This is a genomic window from Psychrobacillus sp. 05T411, from assembly GCF_056396485.1.
In genome coordinates, this window is the sequence record NZ_JBFTLO010000030.1 from 21,212 (window position 1) to 37,615 (window position 16,404).

Consider the following 16,404-nt stretch of genomic DNA (forward strand, 5'->3'; position numbering starts at 1 on the left):
GAGGTGTTATTATGGCAGCAAGTTTATATACTCTAGTCGTTTCAGGCGTTCTGATTTTAAATATTTTCCTTGCTATCGCATTAATATTTTTGGAAAGGCGGGACGCTTCTTCTACATGGGCTTGGATTATGATTCTCTTTTTCATCCCTATTTTGGGGTTCGGTATTTATTTATTGTTTGGAAGAAAGCTACGTAAAAAGCATTTATTCCGATGGGAAGGAAAAAATAAGATCGGGATTGATAAACTAATCGAATTCCAAATGGAAGCGATAGAAGATGACTCATTCGATTTTCGTCTCGATGATGCTAGCCACTATAAAGAGCTTATTATAATGCATTTGCACAATAACCACGCAGTTCTAACCCAAGATAACGATGTGGAAATTTTCACGGATGGTCGTAAAAAATTTGATGCCCTTTTGCATGATTTAGAAAATGCGAAAGATCATATTCATATTCAATATTATATTTTTCGATTAGACAACCTTGGGCAACAAATTTATCAAGTGCTCTTAGCGAAAGCAAAACAAGGGGTAAAAGTCCGAATATTATACGATGATACCGGCTCTCGTTCTTTACGAAAAAGGCATTTTAAAGAATTAATCGCTTTAGGTGGCCGTGTGGAAGCTTTCTTCCCTGCTATTTTCCCTCTTATAAATCCAAGGATGAATTATCGTAATCACCGAAAGATCGTCGTAATTGATGGTCGTATAGGCTATATTGGAGGTTTTAATGTAGGGGATGAGTATTTGGGGTTAAACAAAAAGTTTGGATACTGGCGTGACACACATTTACGTATTGAAGGTAGCTCCGTCCATCCACTCCAAACCCGTTTTATACTCGATTGGAACCAGGCTTCTACCGAGCATGATATTGAATACTCCGATATATTTTTCCCAGCTATTCCTTTAAAAGGTTCTGTCGGTTTACAAATTGTTTCAAGTGGTCCAGACTCTGAATGGGAACAAATTAAAAATGGGTACTTAAAGTTAATCATGATGGCAAAAAAGTATATTTATATTCAAACACCATACTTCATCCCAGATGCTAGCTTTATGGATACCCTGCGCATTGCCTGTCTATCAGGTATTGATGTACGTATAATGATTCCAAACAAACCGGACCATATTTTTGTTTATTGGGCTACTTACTCTTATGTAGGAGAACTAATCAAGGCTGGAGCCAAAATATATATTTACGAAAATGGATTTTTGCACACAAAAATGATTGTTATCGATGACGAAGCCTCTACTGTAGGTACAGCTAATATTGATGTGCGCAGTTTCAAATTGAATTTTGAAGTAAATGCATTTATTTATGATCGTGAAACCTCGCATAAACTTGCGGAAATTTTCGAAGAAGATATGAAAGTATCTACCGAAATGACATGGGAGATTTACGAAGAACGATCTAAAATGATTAAATTTAAAGAATCGCTCGCTCGACTATTATCACCAATCCTATAAGAAAGAGGTTTCCAAAATCGGAAACCTCTTTCTTTTATAAATGAAAGTATTCTTCTAAAGTTGTTCCTGCATCATAAATCTTCGGCGCAAGTTCTTTTCCAACATATCGGAAATGCCAGGGTTCGTACATATATCCAGTGATTTTTTCTTTGCCATTTGGATAGCGCATGATAAAACCATATTTATGTGCATTGGCAGCTACCCATTTTCCAGCTTCTGTTTCTCCGAAGCTCTCTCTCGCAAAATGCTGTTCAAAATGCTGTTCCCCTATATCGAATGCAAGCCCCGTTTGATGCTCAGAATATCCAGGTCGCGCACTATAACGATCCGCAGCTTCTTGACCATCGTTACTCACATATTTTTCATATAAAGTTGTTTGATAATCAAATGAACGATACGTACTGAATGCAACTAGCTCATAACCAGAAAGTGTAGCTTCCGCTGCCAATTCCGCGAATGCTGCTCTTGCTTCCTTGCTTTCCCCTGGCGCATAAGTAGATGGCAATGGATACTTTTTACTTGCAATTAATATCCCTTCCACATAAGTCGGTTCTTCCGGCAATGTTTCGTTGCCAATATATCCTTTTGCTCCAGACAAATCGACTTCAGGTTCTACAACAGGTGGTTTTTTCACAACTGGTTCTTCCTTTACTGGTTTTTCTTCCACTTTCTCAACAGGAACAGACTCCTCTGCTTTATAAGAAATTCCTAAGGCAGTTATACTTTTATCTATATCCCAGTCATTCCACCAAATCCAACCGACAATTGCTACGATTAATACTGCTAATATGGATCCCGAAACAATATATGGCCATTTTCTCTTTTTCTTCTTTTGTAACAAACTATATCTTGACTGCATATTCTGGTCTTCCTTCTTTCCACTAACGATACTTCTAGTTTACCATTTTTACAGGAATAATTCGCTAGACTATCTTCTCAAAATAAAAACAAAACTATCTTTACAAGATAAGTTCACATAATAGGGAAACTGCGATGTAAAAGACCTATTGGGTGCCCACAAGGATTTTCGCTGCAGTCGTACGCTTTCTTCCACCGGGAAAGCGTCCATTCTGTAACGAAAATCATAGCGGATACTCTAAGACGCATTATCTCCATAAGCCGAAAAAAAAATGCGTCTACCTTTTTCAGGTAAACGCATTTTTTAAAATAATATTAACCCTAACACGACGAAAAATAGTACAGCAAAGATGATTGCCATCGTTCTCATCCACTTCGCCTCACGGGGAAATCCTTTTTCCTTAAAACTTATCGCACGGTAGCCATTACTAAGTGCAAAAATAGCTGTCATAAATAGCACGGCCATGTTTAAATTACCTTTGACAATAAACACAAGTGCAGTAATTGCTGATGCCACAATTAAAACGCCAAAAATCCAATTATATTTCATTTTTTACACCTCACAAGAAAAAAAACGAAGCTCATGTAGCTTCGTTTTTATACTGATTCTTTTGCTTTCGCAGGATGATTTGAGTAGAATTTTCTACCTAAATATGTTTGGAATATTAATAATAGTCCACCAACTGTCCAATAAAGCGGCAATGCTGCCATTGAGCTAAACGAGATGAACATGATCATAATAGGTGAAATATAAATCATCATTTTCATTTGTTGCTTTTGTTGTTCAGGTACTGTCCACAGTGATACTTTCGCTTGGATGAAATACACAGCACCAGCTACAAGTGTCATCGCAATATCAGGCGTACCTAAGTTAAACCACAAAAATGGGTGTGCCTTGATCTCGGAAGAATATAAAATCGCGAAATAAAGTCCCATGACAATAGGCATTTGAATAACCATTGGTAAACAGCCCATATTTAAAGGATTTACTCCGTGTTTACGGTACAGCCCCATCATTTCTTGCTGTAAAGCCATTTGCTCTTCTTTAGATTTTGTTTCCTTTAATTTCTTTTGGATCTCGTCCATTTCTGGTTTCAATTTATCCATTTTTTCTTTCATGCCTTGTTGATGCTTATAGTTTCTAAGCATTAACGGCATAAGTGCCAAACGGATAATAACTGTAATAGCGATAATCGCTAGTCCATAGCTACCATTGAACATTTCACCGAAGAAATGTATTAAAAACTCAAAAGGTCGAACAAATATATTATAAAAAGTACCCTCTTTGTTTTCTACTCCTGCGCATCCACTTAGTACTACGGTTGCAAATACAAGAATAGAAAGTAAACTAATCTTCTTTTTCAATTCATTCACCTACAATTATCAAACTATACCGAGTATACATCACTATGAAGCTATTTATCAAATCTAAAGCGATTTAGGCTCATTCGGGAATATATATTTAAAATTTGGATGTTCCAAATGATTTCTAAATTGTTTTGGTGTAACGCCTGTATACTTTTTAAATATACGGGTGAAATAGCTTTGGTTACAAAAATGGAAGGAATCGGAAATATCCAAAATTGCTTTATTTGTATGCCTTAAGAAGTACTGACATTCCTCGACTTTTCGAATATTTAAATATTCTACTAGAGTTACCCCTGTATGTTCTCTAAAAATACGGGATAGATGGCTTGTACTAATATTGAAATGGTTTGCAATATCCTCCACCGTCAGGTTTGTCTCACTTCCATCATTTATAAATAATATTACTTTGTTCACTGTTTGATGGCCAAAGGAGGGTTTTTTTCTTTCTGTGATGACCATTACAAAAAATTCTACAAGTTCATCTGCACATTGAAGAAATTGTGCATCATTCATTTGTGTATCAATAATATCGACACTAGCAATATTAAATGCCATTACTTTGTCTGCTGGTACTTGGTTTTCGTACAGTTTTCTGGCCATTATGGAAGCTAGTTGTATGTAGTAGTTTTTGATATTTAATATCATAGATTTCCCTGTTCTCGCGATGATTAAATCAATCATTTTTCTTAAGACTGCTTTTGCTTCTTCTATATCATAGGAAAACATATGTAGAAATAGCTTCTTCTCTAATTCAAAAAATTGATCTAAACCTTCAATTCTATTTGTGACACCTATTTCCTTGTTATAAGATTTGGAGAAATACTCCAAAAATATTTTATCTTTACTATACATATAAACCTCATCTTTCTTCTTCCTAGTTCTTTTGGGCCTCACACTTAAGGTATACAGAATCATTTTATATCATTATACTGGAAATTAAAACTATTATCTCTTACAACTAGTAAATTTTTTTGCATAATATTTTCCATATATTATCCCTATTAATCTTTTCATTTCAAATTTTACTTTGTATTTTCTATTGTTTATTTCGGCAATTACTAGTATCTTTCAAACACATTCTAAGAATTTTTGGTAATTGTCTATAGCCAACCTCGAATTTCCACATTTCTAGTGCAAAGCTGTCCTAAATGCTAAACTAGAGAATAGTTCAATATAGAAATGAGGAACTAATTTGCGTTTTTTTGTTTATATCATCATCTTTTTTTCCTTTTTTGATTTATTTACACAGTTGCCGATTATGAGTCCTTTTGCCACATCACTTGGGGCCACTCCATTTATTACTGGCTTAGTTGTGGGCATGTATTCATTTTCGAATACAATTGGAAATGTCATTTCTGGAGTTTTGACCGATAAAAAAGGTCCTTTTTATATTTTACTATTTGGTTTGGTTACAACGAGCGGGGCTTTATTTTTGTATCAATTGGTAACAGAGCCAATTGGTCTATTATTCATACGTTTTATTCATGGTTTGGTTGCAGGATTAATCGTTCCTGCTGCGTTTACTTTTTCCGCTAACCAAACTGCCAATGAAAAACGTGGGAAAGGTGTAGCACTATCTGGAGCATTTGTTGGTTTAGCTGCTATCGTCGGACCCGCTATGAGTGGTATTATTGCGAGCAAAAAAAGCGAAGTGTTTGTACTTAGCATCACGGGTTCCATCATGCTTTTGTTAAGCATTTTGACACTGATTATGTTAAGATCCATTACAATTCATAAAAAAACAACGATTGCTAGGTCCACTTCCACTATGTCCATACGTGCATTTTTTAAAGAAGCTGGTCTAGTCAAAGCTTTTGCCGGAGCATTTTTCTTAATGTTTTCGCAAGGGGTCTTAGCATATATGCTTCCTCTCAAAATTGTGCAACTCGGTTTTGATTCGAAAACTAGTGGATTTCTACTTAGTACGTTCGGGCTTGTCGCTATTCTCATTTTTATCCTTCCAACGAATCGAATTTTCGATTGGGTAAAACCTATCAAAACATTAGCTTTTGGGATGGCCCTTATGGGAATTAGTATGTTACTTTTGGGACAATCGGAGATATTGTCACTTATGTATATATGGATGGGTGTTTATGGAGTAGGCTTTGCCTTTTTATTTCCTTCCATTAATTCACTGTTAATAGATTCTACGGATACTTCTTACCGCGGAAAAGCATATGGTTATTTTTATGCTTTTTTCTCGATAGGGGTTGTCGCTGGTTCTAGCTTGACTGGTTTTTTAGAGTTAACTGCTAATGGCGGCTTTTTACTTACAGGAATTATTTTACTTATTACATCTGGATTATCTATTTTGAATAATAAAAAATAAAAAGGCGCCGTAATTGGCACCTTTTTTATTTTGTGTTCTCTGTGGATTTATCCGTTTTGTCTTGTACCTCTTCATTATAATACTGGACACTTGTCATTGCCCCTTCAGATACCATTTTGTTATCTGGAATATTTTGTGGATCCGGGTGACCAGTTTCCGTTAAATCGGAATTATTATGCTTTTGGGCTTCCATATACGAATTTACTTTTGCTTTTGTATTGTTAAAAGCCACGATAGCTTTATCACGATTTTCTTTTTTTCTAAAATAGGCATATGCCCCCGCTGCCAGACCTGCTAATAATAGTGATTTATTTTTTGCCATTTATATTACCTCCGAGTTTTTCTGATATTCTACCTGTTACTATACATACCCTTATTTGCACTATCTAAACGTATATTATTCCTTACAGCAAGTATTACTTGTAAATATTCTGCTTATTGGTAGAAGATTGTTCGTATTTTTGATATGATAACAAAAAGAATTTAGAGGTGATTTCAAATGATTAGGGCGACGACGTTAGAAGATATTTCAACTGTACAACAAATCGCAAAGATCAGTTGGAATGAAACATATAAGGATATTATTCCTGATAATATACAAGCACTGTTTCTAGAAAGGGCTTATTCGAATACAATGCTTGCCAAACGGATGGAAAAAACAATCTTTTTACTCGCTGAATATAAAGGGCAACCAGTAGGTTTTGCAAGCTTTACTTACGTAGATGAAGACGGTGATGCAGAACTCACAGCCATTTATATACTTCCTGAGTATCAGCAACTTGGTTACGGAAAAAAGCTACTGCAAGCGGGATTAGAACAGATGCATACTGGTCGTCAATTATTCGTTTATGTAGAAAGCGAAAATAACAAAGCTCGTGCATTTTATGAATACTTTGGATTCGAATGCTTGGAAGAATTTGACGAATATTTTGAGGGACACCCTTTATCTACAGCAAAATATTTGTATCTATTGAAAACACCAGCTTATTAAGCTAGTGTTTTTTTAGTTATACCGTTTTATAATATTCTTCTTCAGCAAGTGCTACTGGCGGCTTACGAACGAAACACATAATTGCAGCGATATACAATAAAATAGAAGTTAACGAAATAATTCCAGCAAATAGACCAGCTATTATAAACATAGCACCTGCAAGCTTTGGTTTTTTGTTTTTAGTAACTGCAACAATTCCTACAATATTCAACACAAGGCTAATCACAAGGACAATAACAAATCCCCATCCAAAAGCGCTTAACATGTCTGGCAATACATCCACAAATTGAGCAACCATTTCAGCTTCCTCTCCTGTAAAAGTCGGATCATTCAAGATTTCTTGTTGTAAATCAATCTTTACCGACTCTTCTTGAATTGCAGCACTTCCACTAACTACGAGAATAGATACTCCTATAATTGCAAGAATAGTAAAAAGAGCACTAATTACACCTAACACAATTTCTCCAGTACGTGACATATAAATAACCTCCATAAAAGTTTAAATACAATTATTCTACGAATACAATTAATAAAAGTTCCGTCTTTTTTAATCTTCCCTCCACTTTTGGGGTTAAACCTGTTTAAAAATTTAAAAATTCGGTTATCTATATACTAACACTTATTTTAAGGAGGATGATTAGATGGAGAAAAAATTGATTTTTAACCAGTCTGATTTCTTTTATACATTGGCAGGTGCTTCCGTATTAACAGGAATTTTAGTATTATTTACACAGATTTAATACGTAAAAGATAAAAAGGCAATCCACTAATTGAAAAGCGGATCGCCTTTTTATTTTAAGCTTTTACATCATTATACTCATCAGATTTATTGAAAACTGCTACAACATAGGAGCATACGGCTTCCATTTTCAAATTATTTTCGCGAGCATGGGAAGCGGCAGTATCCAGTAGTTTTTTTGCTACTCCTTGGCCTCTCAACTTATCAGAAACGTAAGTGTGATCCATTACCATGATGTCTCCAAGTAATGTCCACGTTATTTCACCAAGTTTTTCTCCCTCTTGTACATACTCGTATGCAAAAACGTCATTACCTAATTCTTTGTATTGAAAATCCATTGTCTACCACTCCTTTTCTGAATTTTAACACATCTATTTGTTAATTGACAACGGACGCAACTTGGCTTCGATTTGTGCTCTTTGCGGCTCTAAAAAAGGTGGTAGTGCTAGTTTTTCACCAAGTGATTCCATCGGTTCATCTGAATCAAAACCTGGTTCATCCGTTGCCAATTCATATAAGATGCCGTTCGGTTCTCTAAAATAAATCGATTTAAAATAATAGCGGTCAACTAAACCAGAAGTAGTAAACCCTTGCGCACGCAATAATTCTTCCCATTTCGGGTAATCTTCCATTGTCGGAACGCGGAATGCCACATGATGTACGCTTCCTCGTCCTGGTCGTTCAATTGGTAGATCTGTACGGGTTTCTATATGCACTTCCCCAGCTGGTCCGCCTTCCCCAGTTGTATAAACAAGAATTTCGGGCATATTTTCTATTGGAGACGAATAAGATCCAGCCAACGTAAAACCGAGTATATCCTGAAGTATCTTTTCTGTAGGTGCCGATTTTCTTACTGTTAATGTAACCGGACCTAAACCAACGATAGCGTTTTCTGCGGAAACTTCATCTTTCACCCATGCTTCGCCGTAAGGAATTCCTTTTCCATCATCCACTACAAGCATCAATCTTGATCCTTCAAAGTCTTCAAAGTAAAGCGTGTTTCTACCATATCTCTCAGTGATTTGATCGTGTGGTACCTCATACTGCTCGAATCTTGCTTTCCAAAATGCTAGGGCATCATCGCTTTTTACACGAAATGATGTGTTGCTAATACTTGATACACCAGGATGTGTTCTTCCGGCCATCGGAATGTCAAAGTAGGTCATATCCGTTCCAGGTGTTCCAACCGCGTCTGCGTAAAACAAATGATAGGAAGAGGTACTATCCTGATTGACACTTTTCTTCACTAAACGCATTCCTAGTATTCTTGTGAAAAAATCATGATTTTTATCTGCATCTCCAGTAATTGCTGAAACATGGTGTATACCTGCTAATTTCATATTAACTTCCTCCTTCTTTTGTATATCTTGAATTCGAGATATCTTAATAATATATTAACAAAAATTGATTTAGTGTGCAAATAATAAAGCGTAAGTGCTTTAAAGTGTATCTTGTTTTCCATGAAGATAATATGTGCAATATAGGGATAATGTGTTGTAAAGTAACAGCTATGATTTTCGTTACAGAATGGACGCTTTCCGCCGGGTGAGCGATGAGTGGTTGAACGCGACAATAAAACAGCTGAACACGACAAAACTAGTCGAGCAGATGCCGGGCAGGCGAGTTCGGCGATCTTTTAGGCATATTATTCCTATAATATGTCGAAATCATTGTCGACTCAATCTAAGTAAACTTGCTATTGTAAGAATTAGTTGCTTTCGCGGGCAATTTAGTTGCTCTCACGCTGATTTGGTCGCTTTCGGAGCAGAATTAGTTGCTTTCAATGAACGATTTGTTGCCCTAATCCATTTATTGGATTAAAATAACTGGAAAATTGTAGTTGGTTTTCTTTTTAGCAAGTCAATATGGAGTAAGTAAGCAATCTCCATTGGATTTTCGCAGCAGGGAGGCGACTCCAGTAGAGGCCAACAGGATGTTGGTCACAAAGGCGTTGCCACACGATGTGGCGCTCTTAGCCTTTGTTCCTTTGCCTGAGTAAAATGAGACTTCACAACGTACGCGCGTAAGCGCGGCGGTGAAGGCTCATCGCTCACCCTACGGAAAGCGTCCGCCCTGCTGCAAAAATCCATGCGGACACTTCATACAACCCACTACGACGCATTATCCCTAAACAGAGGTGGACCTTATGTGTTGAGAGAAAACTATACAATTACAGATACTTTATAATTTCCTCCAATAAAAAACATCCTAATTATCTCGTATGGATAATTAGGATGTGCATTTTAGTTAAAAACAGAACGAATGGAATCGATTAAATTATTAAAGAAGTTTTTTACACTTTGCCAAAAACCTTCGTTATCGACAAGATTACCTACTTTTTCTTCAATAGTTTTACTTAAATCATTTAACTGGTCGGACCATTTACTAAAATCGATATCTAGTTGACGAATACGATCCATAATATCGATTAATAACTGACGATCTTTTTCAGAAAGCTCGATTTGCAACTTTGCTAGCTGCTCCGATACAATTTTTTCTACTTCTTCACGAGTTACTGGATTTTGCTCTGCAATTTGCTTTTTAATTTCTGTTAATAATTCACTTACTTTTGCCTCATCAATACCCGCTTCTTTTGAAAGTATGGTCGCTACAGATAGTTCATCATTCGCTACATCTGTACGTTCTGTATCAAGCTTTCCGCCTGTTACTTCATACGCTTTGTAGATTCCTACTAATGCCGAATGGCCAGTAACTGGTTTAGGTGCTGCTATTTCAACGACTGCATCTTGAATACCAGCTGTTAGCATTGCGTTAGCATACATTTCAGATGTTACTTCTGTAATATTATTTGGTGTAACAATATTAATAACTAATCCTTTTCCTGCGTCTTTTCTAGTAATCTTAGCAGAAGAAAACATTCTCGCAGATGCATCTCCATCTTTTAAATAGGTCACTAGATCTTGTCCTGTTACTTCAATTTCTTGAACATCAGAACTCTCTGTTATTTTCAAACTTTCTTTTACACTATTCTTTTGGTCTTCCGTTAGATTGCCGCCGTAAACGACGATTGGGGCTCCGAATTTCTCATTTACTACTTCCTCTGTTGGCGATCCATCTGAGTCTGCACGTGCAATAGAAGGGGCAATAAATGCACTTATAACTAGTAATATAGCCATTATGGTTTGTAAAAACTTTTTCATTTCATCAAACTCCTTTCAATCGGCTCTCCCATTAGTACGTAAAAAGGAGCAAAAAGTTCCGAATGAATCGATTCTTTTTACCCCTTTTTTCTTATTCTTTCACTTGAGTCCAGCCATCGCTTTGCACGATTTTGCCTTCTTTCATCAGTTTACCAAGTGCCCTTTTAAATGCCGCTTTACTCATCGTGAACATTTCTTGGATCTCTTCTGGTGCTGATTTGTCTGTGAATGGCATTCTTCCACCAACATCATTTAAATAACGGAAAATTGACTCTGCATCGTCGCCTATACGCTCGTGTCTTCGTGGAAGTAGTGAACCGTTTAAAGAACCATCCTCTTTTGTATCAATAACTCGAACTGTTAGATCTTGTCCAAGTCTTGGTTCTTCTACTCGTTCTGATTGATGTACGAATATTCGATAGTTCTCTGGAACACTTAGTAAAAATGTTCCAATAGGAAGTAATCGATAAGGCCTTGCTTGTAGGTTTTGGTTGAATAATGTTGTAGGTGCATCAATATACAGCTCTTCTACTCGATCCTCTGTTGCCAAACGACCAAATAGTTCTCCGTCTTTATCTGTTCGAAGGGTCATATATAGATGGTCCCCATTTACTGGCCAAAGTTCTTTTATCTTCGGTAAGTCTTCTGCTTTGACTTGTACTTCTTTGGACGTGCCGATATCTACAAAAGCCCCTTCTGTTTCGGAAACTTTAATCACTCTTGCCCAACCATACGTTCCTTTTTGTATAGTAGGAAGTCCAGTCGTTGCCGATAGATTACCTCTTCGATCTACAAATAGAAATACCTCAATCGTATCATCTACTTGTAAGTTTTCTGGTGCTTCCGATGCGTTTAATGGAATTTCCATCTCATTATGATGAAGAATCCATTTGGATCCTTCTTGTGACTTTACTTGTAATTTTACAATTTCTCCTGACGCTAGTTCTGTCAAATGTATCGCTCTCCTCATTACCCAACTAAATGGATTTGTTCTCAGTCTTTAGTTTCTGCTTTTAATGCAAGAAGTCTCGATTGCAAATCTGGATTTTCTTCCAAAAATAAAACTAAATCGGCAATTCGATCGATAGAATTCCAACTTAAATGGTGTTCAATCCCTTCGACATCTCCATAAATATTTTCTTCTTCCACTCCGATTAATCGTAAAAAGTCTTCTAGTAAGTCATGTCGTTTTACTAGTTTTTTTCCAAGTTTCATTCCTTTTGTTGTAAGGGTTAAACCACGATATTTTTCGTATATTAAGAAACCATCTTTATCTAGTTTTTGTACCATTTTTGTTACGGAAGATGGTAGTACCGATAATGCTTCTGCTATGTCAGACACACGAGCATATCCTTTCTGCTCGATTAATATATAAATTTGTTCTATATGGTCTTCCATGCTTGGTGTTGGCATTTACATCTTCCTTTCATCACTTCTCAGTTCATTTTACTACATCCTGCTCCCCTTCACAATTCAAGACACTATTTCCTACACTCCATACCAATTATTAATGGAATTATTTAACAAGATGGTGAAATGTTTAATCCTCCTTTTTTAAGGGTAAATTTTAATAACAACATACATCACCGGAAAGGATGTTCTATATGGGTAAAATTTTATGGACGATTATTGTTATATTAATCGTACTTTGGTTATTAGGTTTAGTACTAAAAATAGGCGGTGGACTTATCCATGCTCTATTAATTATTGCCGGTATTATTTTCGTTATTCAGCTAGTAACAGGACGACGATCGCTTTAGAAAAAGGTGTTGCCAATTGGCAGCACCTTTTTAATGTAACCTATCCTCTTGTTTTAGCATAAATGCAAGTATCTCTTAAACTTTTACCATCGGAAGATAAAGAATCATGGTGAAGCGTTCCTTCCAACGTATATGCTAATCTTTCCGCAACAGAACGACTTCTTACATTTTCACTATCGCAACGGATTTCTACACGATTTGCAACTAGCTCTTGCAACGCAAATTGGGTAATGCGCTCAACAGCCTCCGTCATCAGCCCTTTTCCTTCGAACTTACTATCGATCCAGTAGCCAATTTCAAATTTACGTACTTTCCAATCAATCCGATGTAAACCCGAAGAACCTACAAATTCTCCCGTTTCTTTTAAGAACAAATGCAGCCTTAAATCTTTTCGGGTGATAAAATCAGCAACTGCTTGTCGTAAATTAGTAGTAGTCTGCTCCAGAGTTTCTTTCGTTTGTGCCCATGGCATCCATTCTTTTAAAGCATCGTGGGAGCTTATAATCGCTTTCCATACTACTTCTGCATCCTCCAGTTTAGGTGCTCGAATGATCAAGCGTTCTGTGTGTAGCTCTTCCGAAAAAGAATAATCTTCTTTTTTACCCACTTCTGGATGCGAATCATCATCCCATTTTACTGGCGTTGCTGTTCCTTTTAGAAAGTCTTCTCTTGTCATCCCGTATGTAACGGCATCATAATAAGATTCTTCTTTCGGAGAAAACCATGCTTGACGAAGCTGGGCTTCTTTGACAAAGCCGGCTCGTTCAAAGGTTTTACGCATAGCAAAATTATCTTGTCTTGTATGGCCTTCTAAACGAATTTTTGCTTGAGGTAATTGAAAAACATATTCGGCTACCATCTTCAACGCACGGGGGCCATACCCTCTTCCTCTTGCTTCATCTGCAATTCGCAAATCAAATAAAGGGATTTCATCTCGCAAATCGTAAATTTTAACGATTCCAACCTGTTCATTATCTTCGTTTTCGACCCAAAACGTTTTAACTTCATCTGATTGATATCCGCCTTCTTCAATTGTCTTTTCAATTAGTTCCCTAGCCGGGTGTGCATTTCCGTGATACGGCCAAGTATTAGTCGTCATAAAATGGATAAGCTGTTCTTGCTCTTCCATCGTCCATTCTGTAAGCTTCATTTTATTTCCCTCCGAACGTACTATTTATGCACTTTTAATAGTCGCAACGAATTCAATACTACTAATAATGTTGCACCCATATCCGCGAAAATGGCAATCCATAATGTTAACCATCCAGGAATGATGAGTAAAAGCGCAATAATCTTTAACCCTAAAGCAAACATAATATTTTCTTTAATAATATGCAATGCTTTTCGACTTAATCGTATTGTATATGGAAGTTTTTCTAAGTCATCTGCCATTAATGCAACATCTGCAGTTTCGAGTGCTGCATCTGTTCCTGCACCACCCATAGCGATTCCAACAGTTGCCGCAGCGAGTGCAGGTGCATCATTTACTCCATCCCCAACCATTGCAACGGCTCCATATTTTTCTTTTAATGCTTTAATAGCAGTTAGTTTTTGTTCTGGCATAAGTCCAGCTTCTATATCTGACATACCAAGTTTAGCTGCAATCGCGTTTGCAGTTCGTGCGTCGTCCCCCGTAAGCATGACTGTATGTTTGATACCTGCACTTTTTAGATCTTGTAGCACTTTGTTACTTGTTGTGCGTATTGGGTCGGCAACTGCGATAAATCCTTTGTATCCTCCATCTTCTGCCGCAAGCATTACTGTATTTCCTTCTGATTGCAATTGTTCTGTACGCTTAATTACTTCAGATGGAACAGAGCTAATGGAAAGAATCCATGAAACGCTACCTACTGACCACTTTTTCCCATCGACTATTCCTTCTGCTCCTTTCCCAGTAATAGATTGAAAATTTTCGACTTCCATAGCATTTATATGCTTCATAGAACCGTATTTCACAATTGCTTGGGCAAGTGGATGCCCCGAATACGTCTCTATCGACTTCACTTTTTGGATAAAGTCATTTGGATATTCGGACTCGACAACTGTTACTTCAGGATAACCTTTCGTTAAAGTTCCGGTTTTATCAAAAGCAATTGCCCGTATCCGTCCGATTTCTTCTAAGTGGATTCCACCTTTTATAAGCACCCCTTGCTTTGCAGCATTCCCAATAGCCGTCACAATTGCTACTGGTGTAGATACAACTAATGCACATGGACATCCAACTACTAATACCGCAAGTCCTTGGTAAATCCATGTTTGCCAGTCTGCACCAAATAATGGCGGAACTATTGCTACTAAAAAAGCAATGGCAATAATGATTGGCGTATAATATTTCGCGAATTTATCGACAAATTTTTGGGAAGGGGCTTTTTCCGCTTGTGCCTCCTCTACTAAATGAATTATCTTTGCAATCGTTGTATCTTCTACTCTTTTCGTTACTTTAACTTCTAAAGAGCCTTCTTCGTTTAACGTACCAGCGAACACTTCGTCATCCGTCGTTTTATAGACAGGTACTGCTTCTCCTGTAATGGATGCTTGATTGACCGATGAAGCCCCTTTCAATACAATCCCATCCATCGCAATCTTATGTCCTGGCTTTACGATTAACACATCATTTATTTGAATAAATTCCGTATCGACTTCTACTAAATGATCACCGCGGCGAATCGTGGCTGAAGGGGGCGCTATATCCATTAACTGGCTAATAGATTGACGTGCTTTATTCATTGAATACGCCTCTAACGCCTCACTAACGGCGAATAAAAAGACAACTACCGCACCTTCACGCCATTCGCCGATAAACGCTGCTCCGATAATTGCAATCGTCATAAGCGTCTTCATATCAAAATAAAAGCGTGATAAATTCAACAAGCCACTTTTGAACATATCGAATCCACCAACTACAATCGCGATTACAAATAAGCCGATTGCAAGCGGATGTGTTTCTTCATACAAAAACGAAACGACTATTCCAATGACTAAAAAAATGAAAGAGATGGCCGTTACGACATTTTCTTTCCGTTTGAAAAACGGCGTTGTTTCTTGTTTCCGCTGTTTAAGCGGTGCCACTTTAATCCCATCAAAAGCACCAGCCTTTTCAATATCTTCTACGGTGACATTGCCAATAACAGCAACTTTAGATGCACCAAAATTAACTATTGCTTCTTCCACATTTGCAAGGCTTTTTATATTATTTTCAAATTTCATCGCACAGTTGGCGCACGAAAGATTCTCTAAGCGGTACTCTTTTTTAGTTGCCTTCTCCAATCTTCTCACCCTCTTCTATGGCATGTTCATATGCGATTTTAACTAACTTGTTCACATGATGATCCGCTAATGAGTAATAAACTAACTTCCCTTTTCGTTCTGACTTGGCCAGTGATAGATCACGTAAATAACGTAAATGATGTGATGCGGTAGCTGTAGAGGAACCAATTATCTCACTTACATCACACACACAGAGCTCTTCTTCTATTGTTAGTGCATAGGCAATTTTTAAACGTGTCTCATCTGCTAATGCTTTGAAAATCTTCGCAACGTTCGTTAAATCAGGTAGTTGCTGTTTTACAGAAGACACTACATTTTCGTTTGCTTTTGTTACCTCACACATATCTTTTGTTTGCACATGCTCACCTCATTCAAATACTCGTTTGATTGTTACCATCATTATATGTTCGAACTATTCCAAAAGCAAGGTCATTCAAATATATATTTGAATGACCTTGCTTTTGG

Annotated in this window: 18 protein-coding genes; 4 read left to right on the forward strand and 14 right to left on the reverse strand. The window is 37.0% G+C overall.

Annotated elements, in window-relative coordinates; all coding sequences use genetic code 11:
- Positions 1 to 11 precede the first annotated feature (11 nt).
- Entirely contained in the window at positions 12 to 1,466 is a 1,455-nt protein-coding gene (gene cls, locus AC1DFT_RS17460) for a cardiolipin synthase (RefSeq protein WP_478160366.1), read from the forward strand.
- A 34-nt stretch (positions 1,467 to 1,500) separates the two neighbouring features.
- On the opposite strand, the gene AC1DFT_RS17465 is transcribed toward cls, so the two are convergent.
- The 4 genes from AC1DFT_RS17465 to AC1DFT_RS17480 form a co-directional block, all read right to left on the reverse strand.
- The gene (locus tag AC1DFT_RS17465; protein WP_478160368.1) at positions 1,501 to 2,325 is read right to left on the reverse strand and encodes a M15 family metallopeptidase; all 825 of its coding nucleotides are present in this window, start codon (positions 2,323 to 2,325) and stop codon (positions 1,501 to 1,503) included.
- A gap of 303 nt (positions 2,326 to 2,628) precedes the next feature.
- Positions 2,629 to 2,874, reverse strand: a complete 246-nt coding sequence (locus AC1DFT_RS17470; RefSeq protein ID WP_478160370.1) for a hypothetical protein — start codon at positions 2,872 to 2,874, stop codon at positions 2,629 to 2,631.
- Positions 2,875 to 2,921: 47 nt separating this feature from the next.
- The gene (gene yidC, locus AC1DFT_RS17475) at positions 2,922 to 3,689 is read right to left on the reverse strand and encodes a membrane protein insertase YidC (RefSeq protein ID WP_478160372.1); all 768 of its coding nucleotides are present in this window, start codon (positions 3,687 to 3,689) and stop codon (positions 2,922 to 2,924) included.
- A 63-nt stretch (positions 3,690 to 3,752) separates the two neighbouring features.
- Positions 3,753 to 4,544: an AraC family transcriptional regulator gene (locus tag AC1DFT_RS17480; protein ID WP_478160374.1), complete on the reverse strand. Its 792-nt coding sequence runs from the start codon at positions 4,542 to 4,544 to the stop codon at positions 3,753 to 3,755.
- 340 nt (positions 4,545 to 4,884) lie between these two features.
- On the opposite strand from AC1DFT_RS17480, the gene AC1DFT_RS17485 reads away from it, so the two are divergent.
- Positions 4,885 to 6,021, forward strand: coding sequence for an MFS transporter (locus AC1DFT_RS17485; RefSeq protein ID WP_478160376.1), 1,137 nt, complete (start codon positions 4,885 to 4,887; stop codon positions 6,019 to 6,021).
- Positions 6,022 to 6,046: 25 nt separating this feature from the next.
- On the opposite strand, the gene AC1DFT_RS17490 is transcribed toward AC1DFT_RS17485, so the two are convergent.
- Complete coding sequence (locus AC1DFT_RS17490; RefSeq protein ID WP_478160378.1) at positions 6,047 to 6,343, reverse strand: hypothetical protein; 297 nt, start codon at positions 6,341 to 6,343, stop codon at positions 6,047 to 6,049.
- Positions 6,344 to 6,520: 177 nt separating this feature from the next.
- Here AC1DFT_RS17490 and AC1DFT_RS17495 point away from each other — a divergent pair, with 177 nt between their 5' ends.
- A complete protein-coding gene (locus AC1DFT_RS17495; RefSeq protein ID WP_478160380.1) occupies positions 6,521 to 7,012 on the forward strand; it encodes an N-acetyltransferase family protein in 492 nt (163 codons plus the stop codon).
- Positions 7,013 to 7,028: 16 nt separating this feature from the next.
- Here the strand turns inward: AC1DFT_RS17495 and AC1DFT_RS17500 are convergent, their stop codons facing one another.
- The 6 genes from AC1DFT_RS17500 to mntR all read right to left on the reverse strand — a co-directional run bounded on the left by AC1DFT_RS17500 (position 7,029) and on the right by mntR (position 12,325).
- The gene (locus tag AC1DFT_RS17500) at positions 7,029 to 7,490 is read right to left on the reverse strand and encodes a DUF4064 domain-containing protein (RefSeq protein ID WP_478160382.1); all 462 of its coding nucleotides are present in this window, start codon (positions 7,488 to 7,490) and stop codon (positions 7,029 to 7,031) included.
- 317 nt (positions 7,491 to 7,807) lie between these two features.
- Entirely contained in the window at positions 7,808 to 8,089 is a 282-nt protein-coding gene (locus tag AC1DFT_RS17505) for a GNAT family N-acetyltransferase (RefSeq protein WP_478160384.1), read from the reverse strand.
- 33 nt (positions 8,090 to 8,122) lie between these two features.
- Positions 8,123 to 9,091 carry a ring-cleaving dioxygenase gene (locus tag AC1DFT_RS17510; protein ID WP_478160386.1) on the reverse strand — a complete coding sequence of 323 codons (969 nt, stop codon included), beginning with the start codon at positions 9,089 to 9,091 and terminating at the stop codon, positions 8,123 to 8,125.
- Between the two features lie 903 nt (positions 9,092 to 9,994).
- Complete coding sequence (locus AC1DFT_RS17515) at positions 9,995 to 10,912, reverse strand: DUF1002 domain-containing protein (RefSeq protein ID WP_478160388.1); 918 nt, start codon at positions 10,910 to 10,912, stop codon at positions 9,995 to 9,997.
- 91 nt (positions 10,913 to 11,003) lie between these two features.
- On the reverse strand, positions 11,004 to 11,864 hold the full coding sequence (locus AC1DFT_RS17520) for a CvfB family protein (protein ID WP_478160390.1): 861 nt from the start codon (positions 11,862 to 11,864) through the stop codon (positions 11,004 to 11,006).
- A gap of 41 nt (positions 11,865 to 11,905) precedes the next feature.
- Entirely contained in the window at positions 11,906 to 12,325 is a 420-nt protein-coding gene (mntR, locus tag AC1DFT_RS17525; RefSeq protein WP_478160392.1) for a transcriptional regulator MntR, read from the reverse strand.
- A 191-nt stretch (positions 12,326 to 12,516) separates the two neighbouring features.
- Here mntR and AC1DFT_RS17530 point away from each other — a divergent pair, with 191 nt between their 5' ends.
- Complete coding sequence (locus tag AC1DFT_RS17530) at positions 12,517 to 12,672, forward strand: lmo0937 family membrane protein (protein ID WP_143128306.1); 156 nt, start codon at positions 12,517 to 12,519, stop codon at positions 12,670 to 12,672.
- A 40-nt stretch (positions 12,673 to 12,712) separates the two neighbouring features.
- Here the strand turns inward: AC1DFT_RS17530 and AC1DFT_RS17535 are convergent, their stop codons facing one another.
- From AC1DFT_RS17535 to AC1DFT_RS17545, 3 genes are read right to left on the reverse strand one after another with little or no spacing between them, the layout of a single operon-like run.
- On the reverse strand, positions 12,713 to 13,822 hold the full coding sequence (locus AC1DFT_RS17535; protein ID WP_478160394.1) for a GNAT family N-acetyltransferase: 1,110 nt from the start codon (positions 13,820 to 13,822) through the stop codon (positions 12,713 to 12,715).
- Positions 13,823 to 13,842: 20 nt separating this feature from the next.
- Positions 13,843 to 15,939 carry a heavy metal translocating P-type ATPase gene (locus tag AC1DFT_RS17540; protein WP_478160396.1) on the reverse strand — a complete coding sequence of 699 codons (2,097 nt, stop codon included), beginning with the start codon at positions 15,937 to 15,939 and terminating at the stop codon, positions 13,843 to 13,845.
- The gene (locus tag AC1DFT_RS17545; RefSeq protein WP_478160398.1) at positions 15,923 to 16,282 is read right to left on the reverse strand and encodes an ArsR/SmtB family transcription factor; all 360 of its coding nucleotides are present in this window, start codon (positions 16,280 to 16,282) and stop codon (positions 15,923 to 15,925) included. The genes AC1DFT_RS17540 and AC1DFT_RS17545 overlap by 17 nt, the downstream gene beginning before the upstream one ends.
- Positions 16,283 to 16,404: the final 122 nt, after the last annotated feature.

Excerpts from the sequence above, each read along its gene's own strand:
- cls (WP_478160366.1), top strand. The coding sequence starts at position 12 with ATGGCAGCAAGTTTATATACTCTAGTCGTTTCAGGCGTTCTGATTTTA.
- AC1DFT_RS17465 (WP_478160368.1), bottom strand. The coding sequence starts at position 2,325 with ATGCAGTCAAGATATAGTTTGTTACAAAAGAAGAAAAAGAGAAAATGG.
- AC1DFT_RS17470 (WP_478160370.1), bottom strand. The coding sequence starts at position 2,874 with ATGAAATATAATTGGATTTTTGGCGTTTTAATTGTGGCATCAGCAATT.
- AC1DFT_RS17480 (WP_478160374.1), bottom strand. The coding sequence starts at position 4,544 with ATGTATAGTAAAGATAAAATATTTTTGGAGTATTTCTCCAAATCTTAT.
- AC1DFT_RS17490 (WP_478160378.1), bottom strand. The coding sequence starts at position 6,343 with ATGGCAAAAAATAAATCACTATTATTAGCAGGTCTGGCAGCGGGGGCA.
- AC1DFT_RS17495 (WP_478160380.1), top strand. The coding sequence starts at position 6,521 with ATGATTAGGGCGACGACGTTAGAAGATATTTCAACTGTACAACAAATC.
- AC1DFT_RS17500 (WP_478160382.1), bottom strand. The coding sequence starts at position 7,490 with ATGTCACGTACTGGAGAAATTGTGTTAGGTGTAATTAGTGCTCTTTTT.
- AC1DFT_RS17505 (WP_478160384.1), bottom strand. The coding sequence starts at position 8,089 with ATGGATTTTCAATACAAAGAATTAGGTAATGACGTTTTTGCATACGAG.
- AC1DFT_RS17510 (WP_478160386.1), bottom strand. The coding sequence starts at position 9,091 with ATGAAATTAGCAGGTATACACCATGTTTCAGCAATTACTGGAGATGCA.
- AC1DFT_RS17515 (WP_478160388.1), bottom strand. The coding sequence starts at position 10,912 with ATGAAAAAGTTTTTACAAACCATAATGGCTATATTACTAGTTATAAGT.
- mntR (WP_478160392.1), bottom strand. The coding sequence starts at position 12,325 with ATGCCAACACCAAGCATGGAAGACCATATAGAACAAATTTATATATTA.
- AC1DFT_RS17530 (WP_143128306.1), top strand. The coding sequence starts at position 12,517 with ATGGGTAAAATTTTATGGACGATTATTGTTATATTAATCGTACTTTGG.
- AC1DFT_RS17535 (WP_478160394.1), bottom strand. The coding sequence starts at position 13,822 with ATGAAGCTTACAGAATGGACGATGGAAGAGCAAGAACAGCTTATCCAT.
- AC1DFT_RS17545 (WP_478160398.1), bottom strand. The coding sequence starts at position 16,282 with ATGTGTGAGGTAACAAAAGCAAACGAAAATGTAGTGTCTTCTGTAAAA.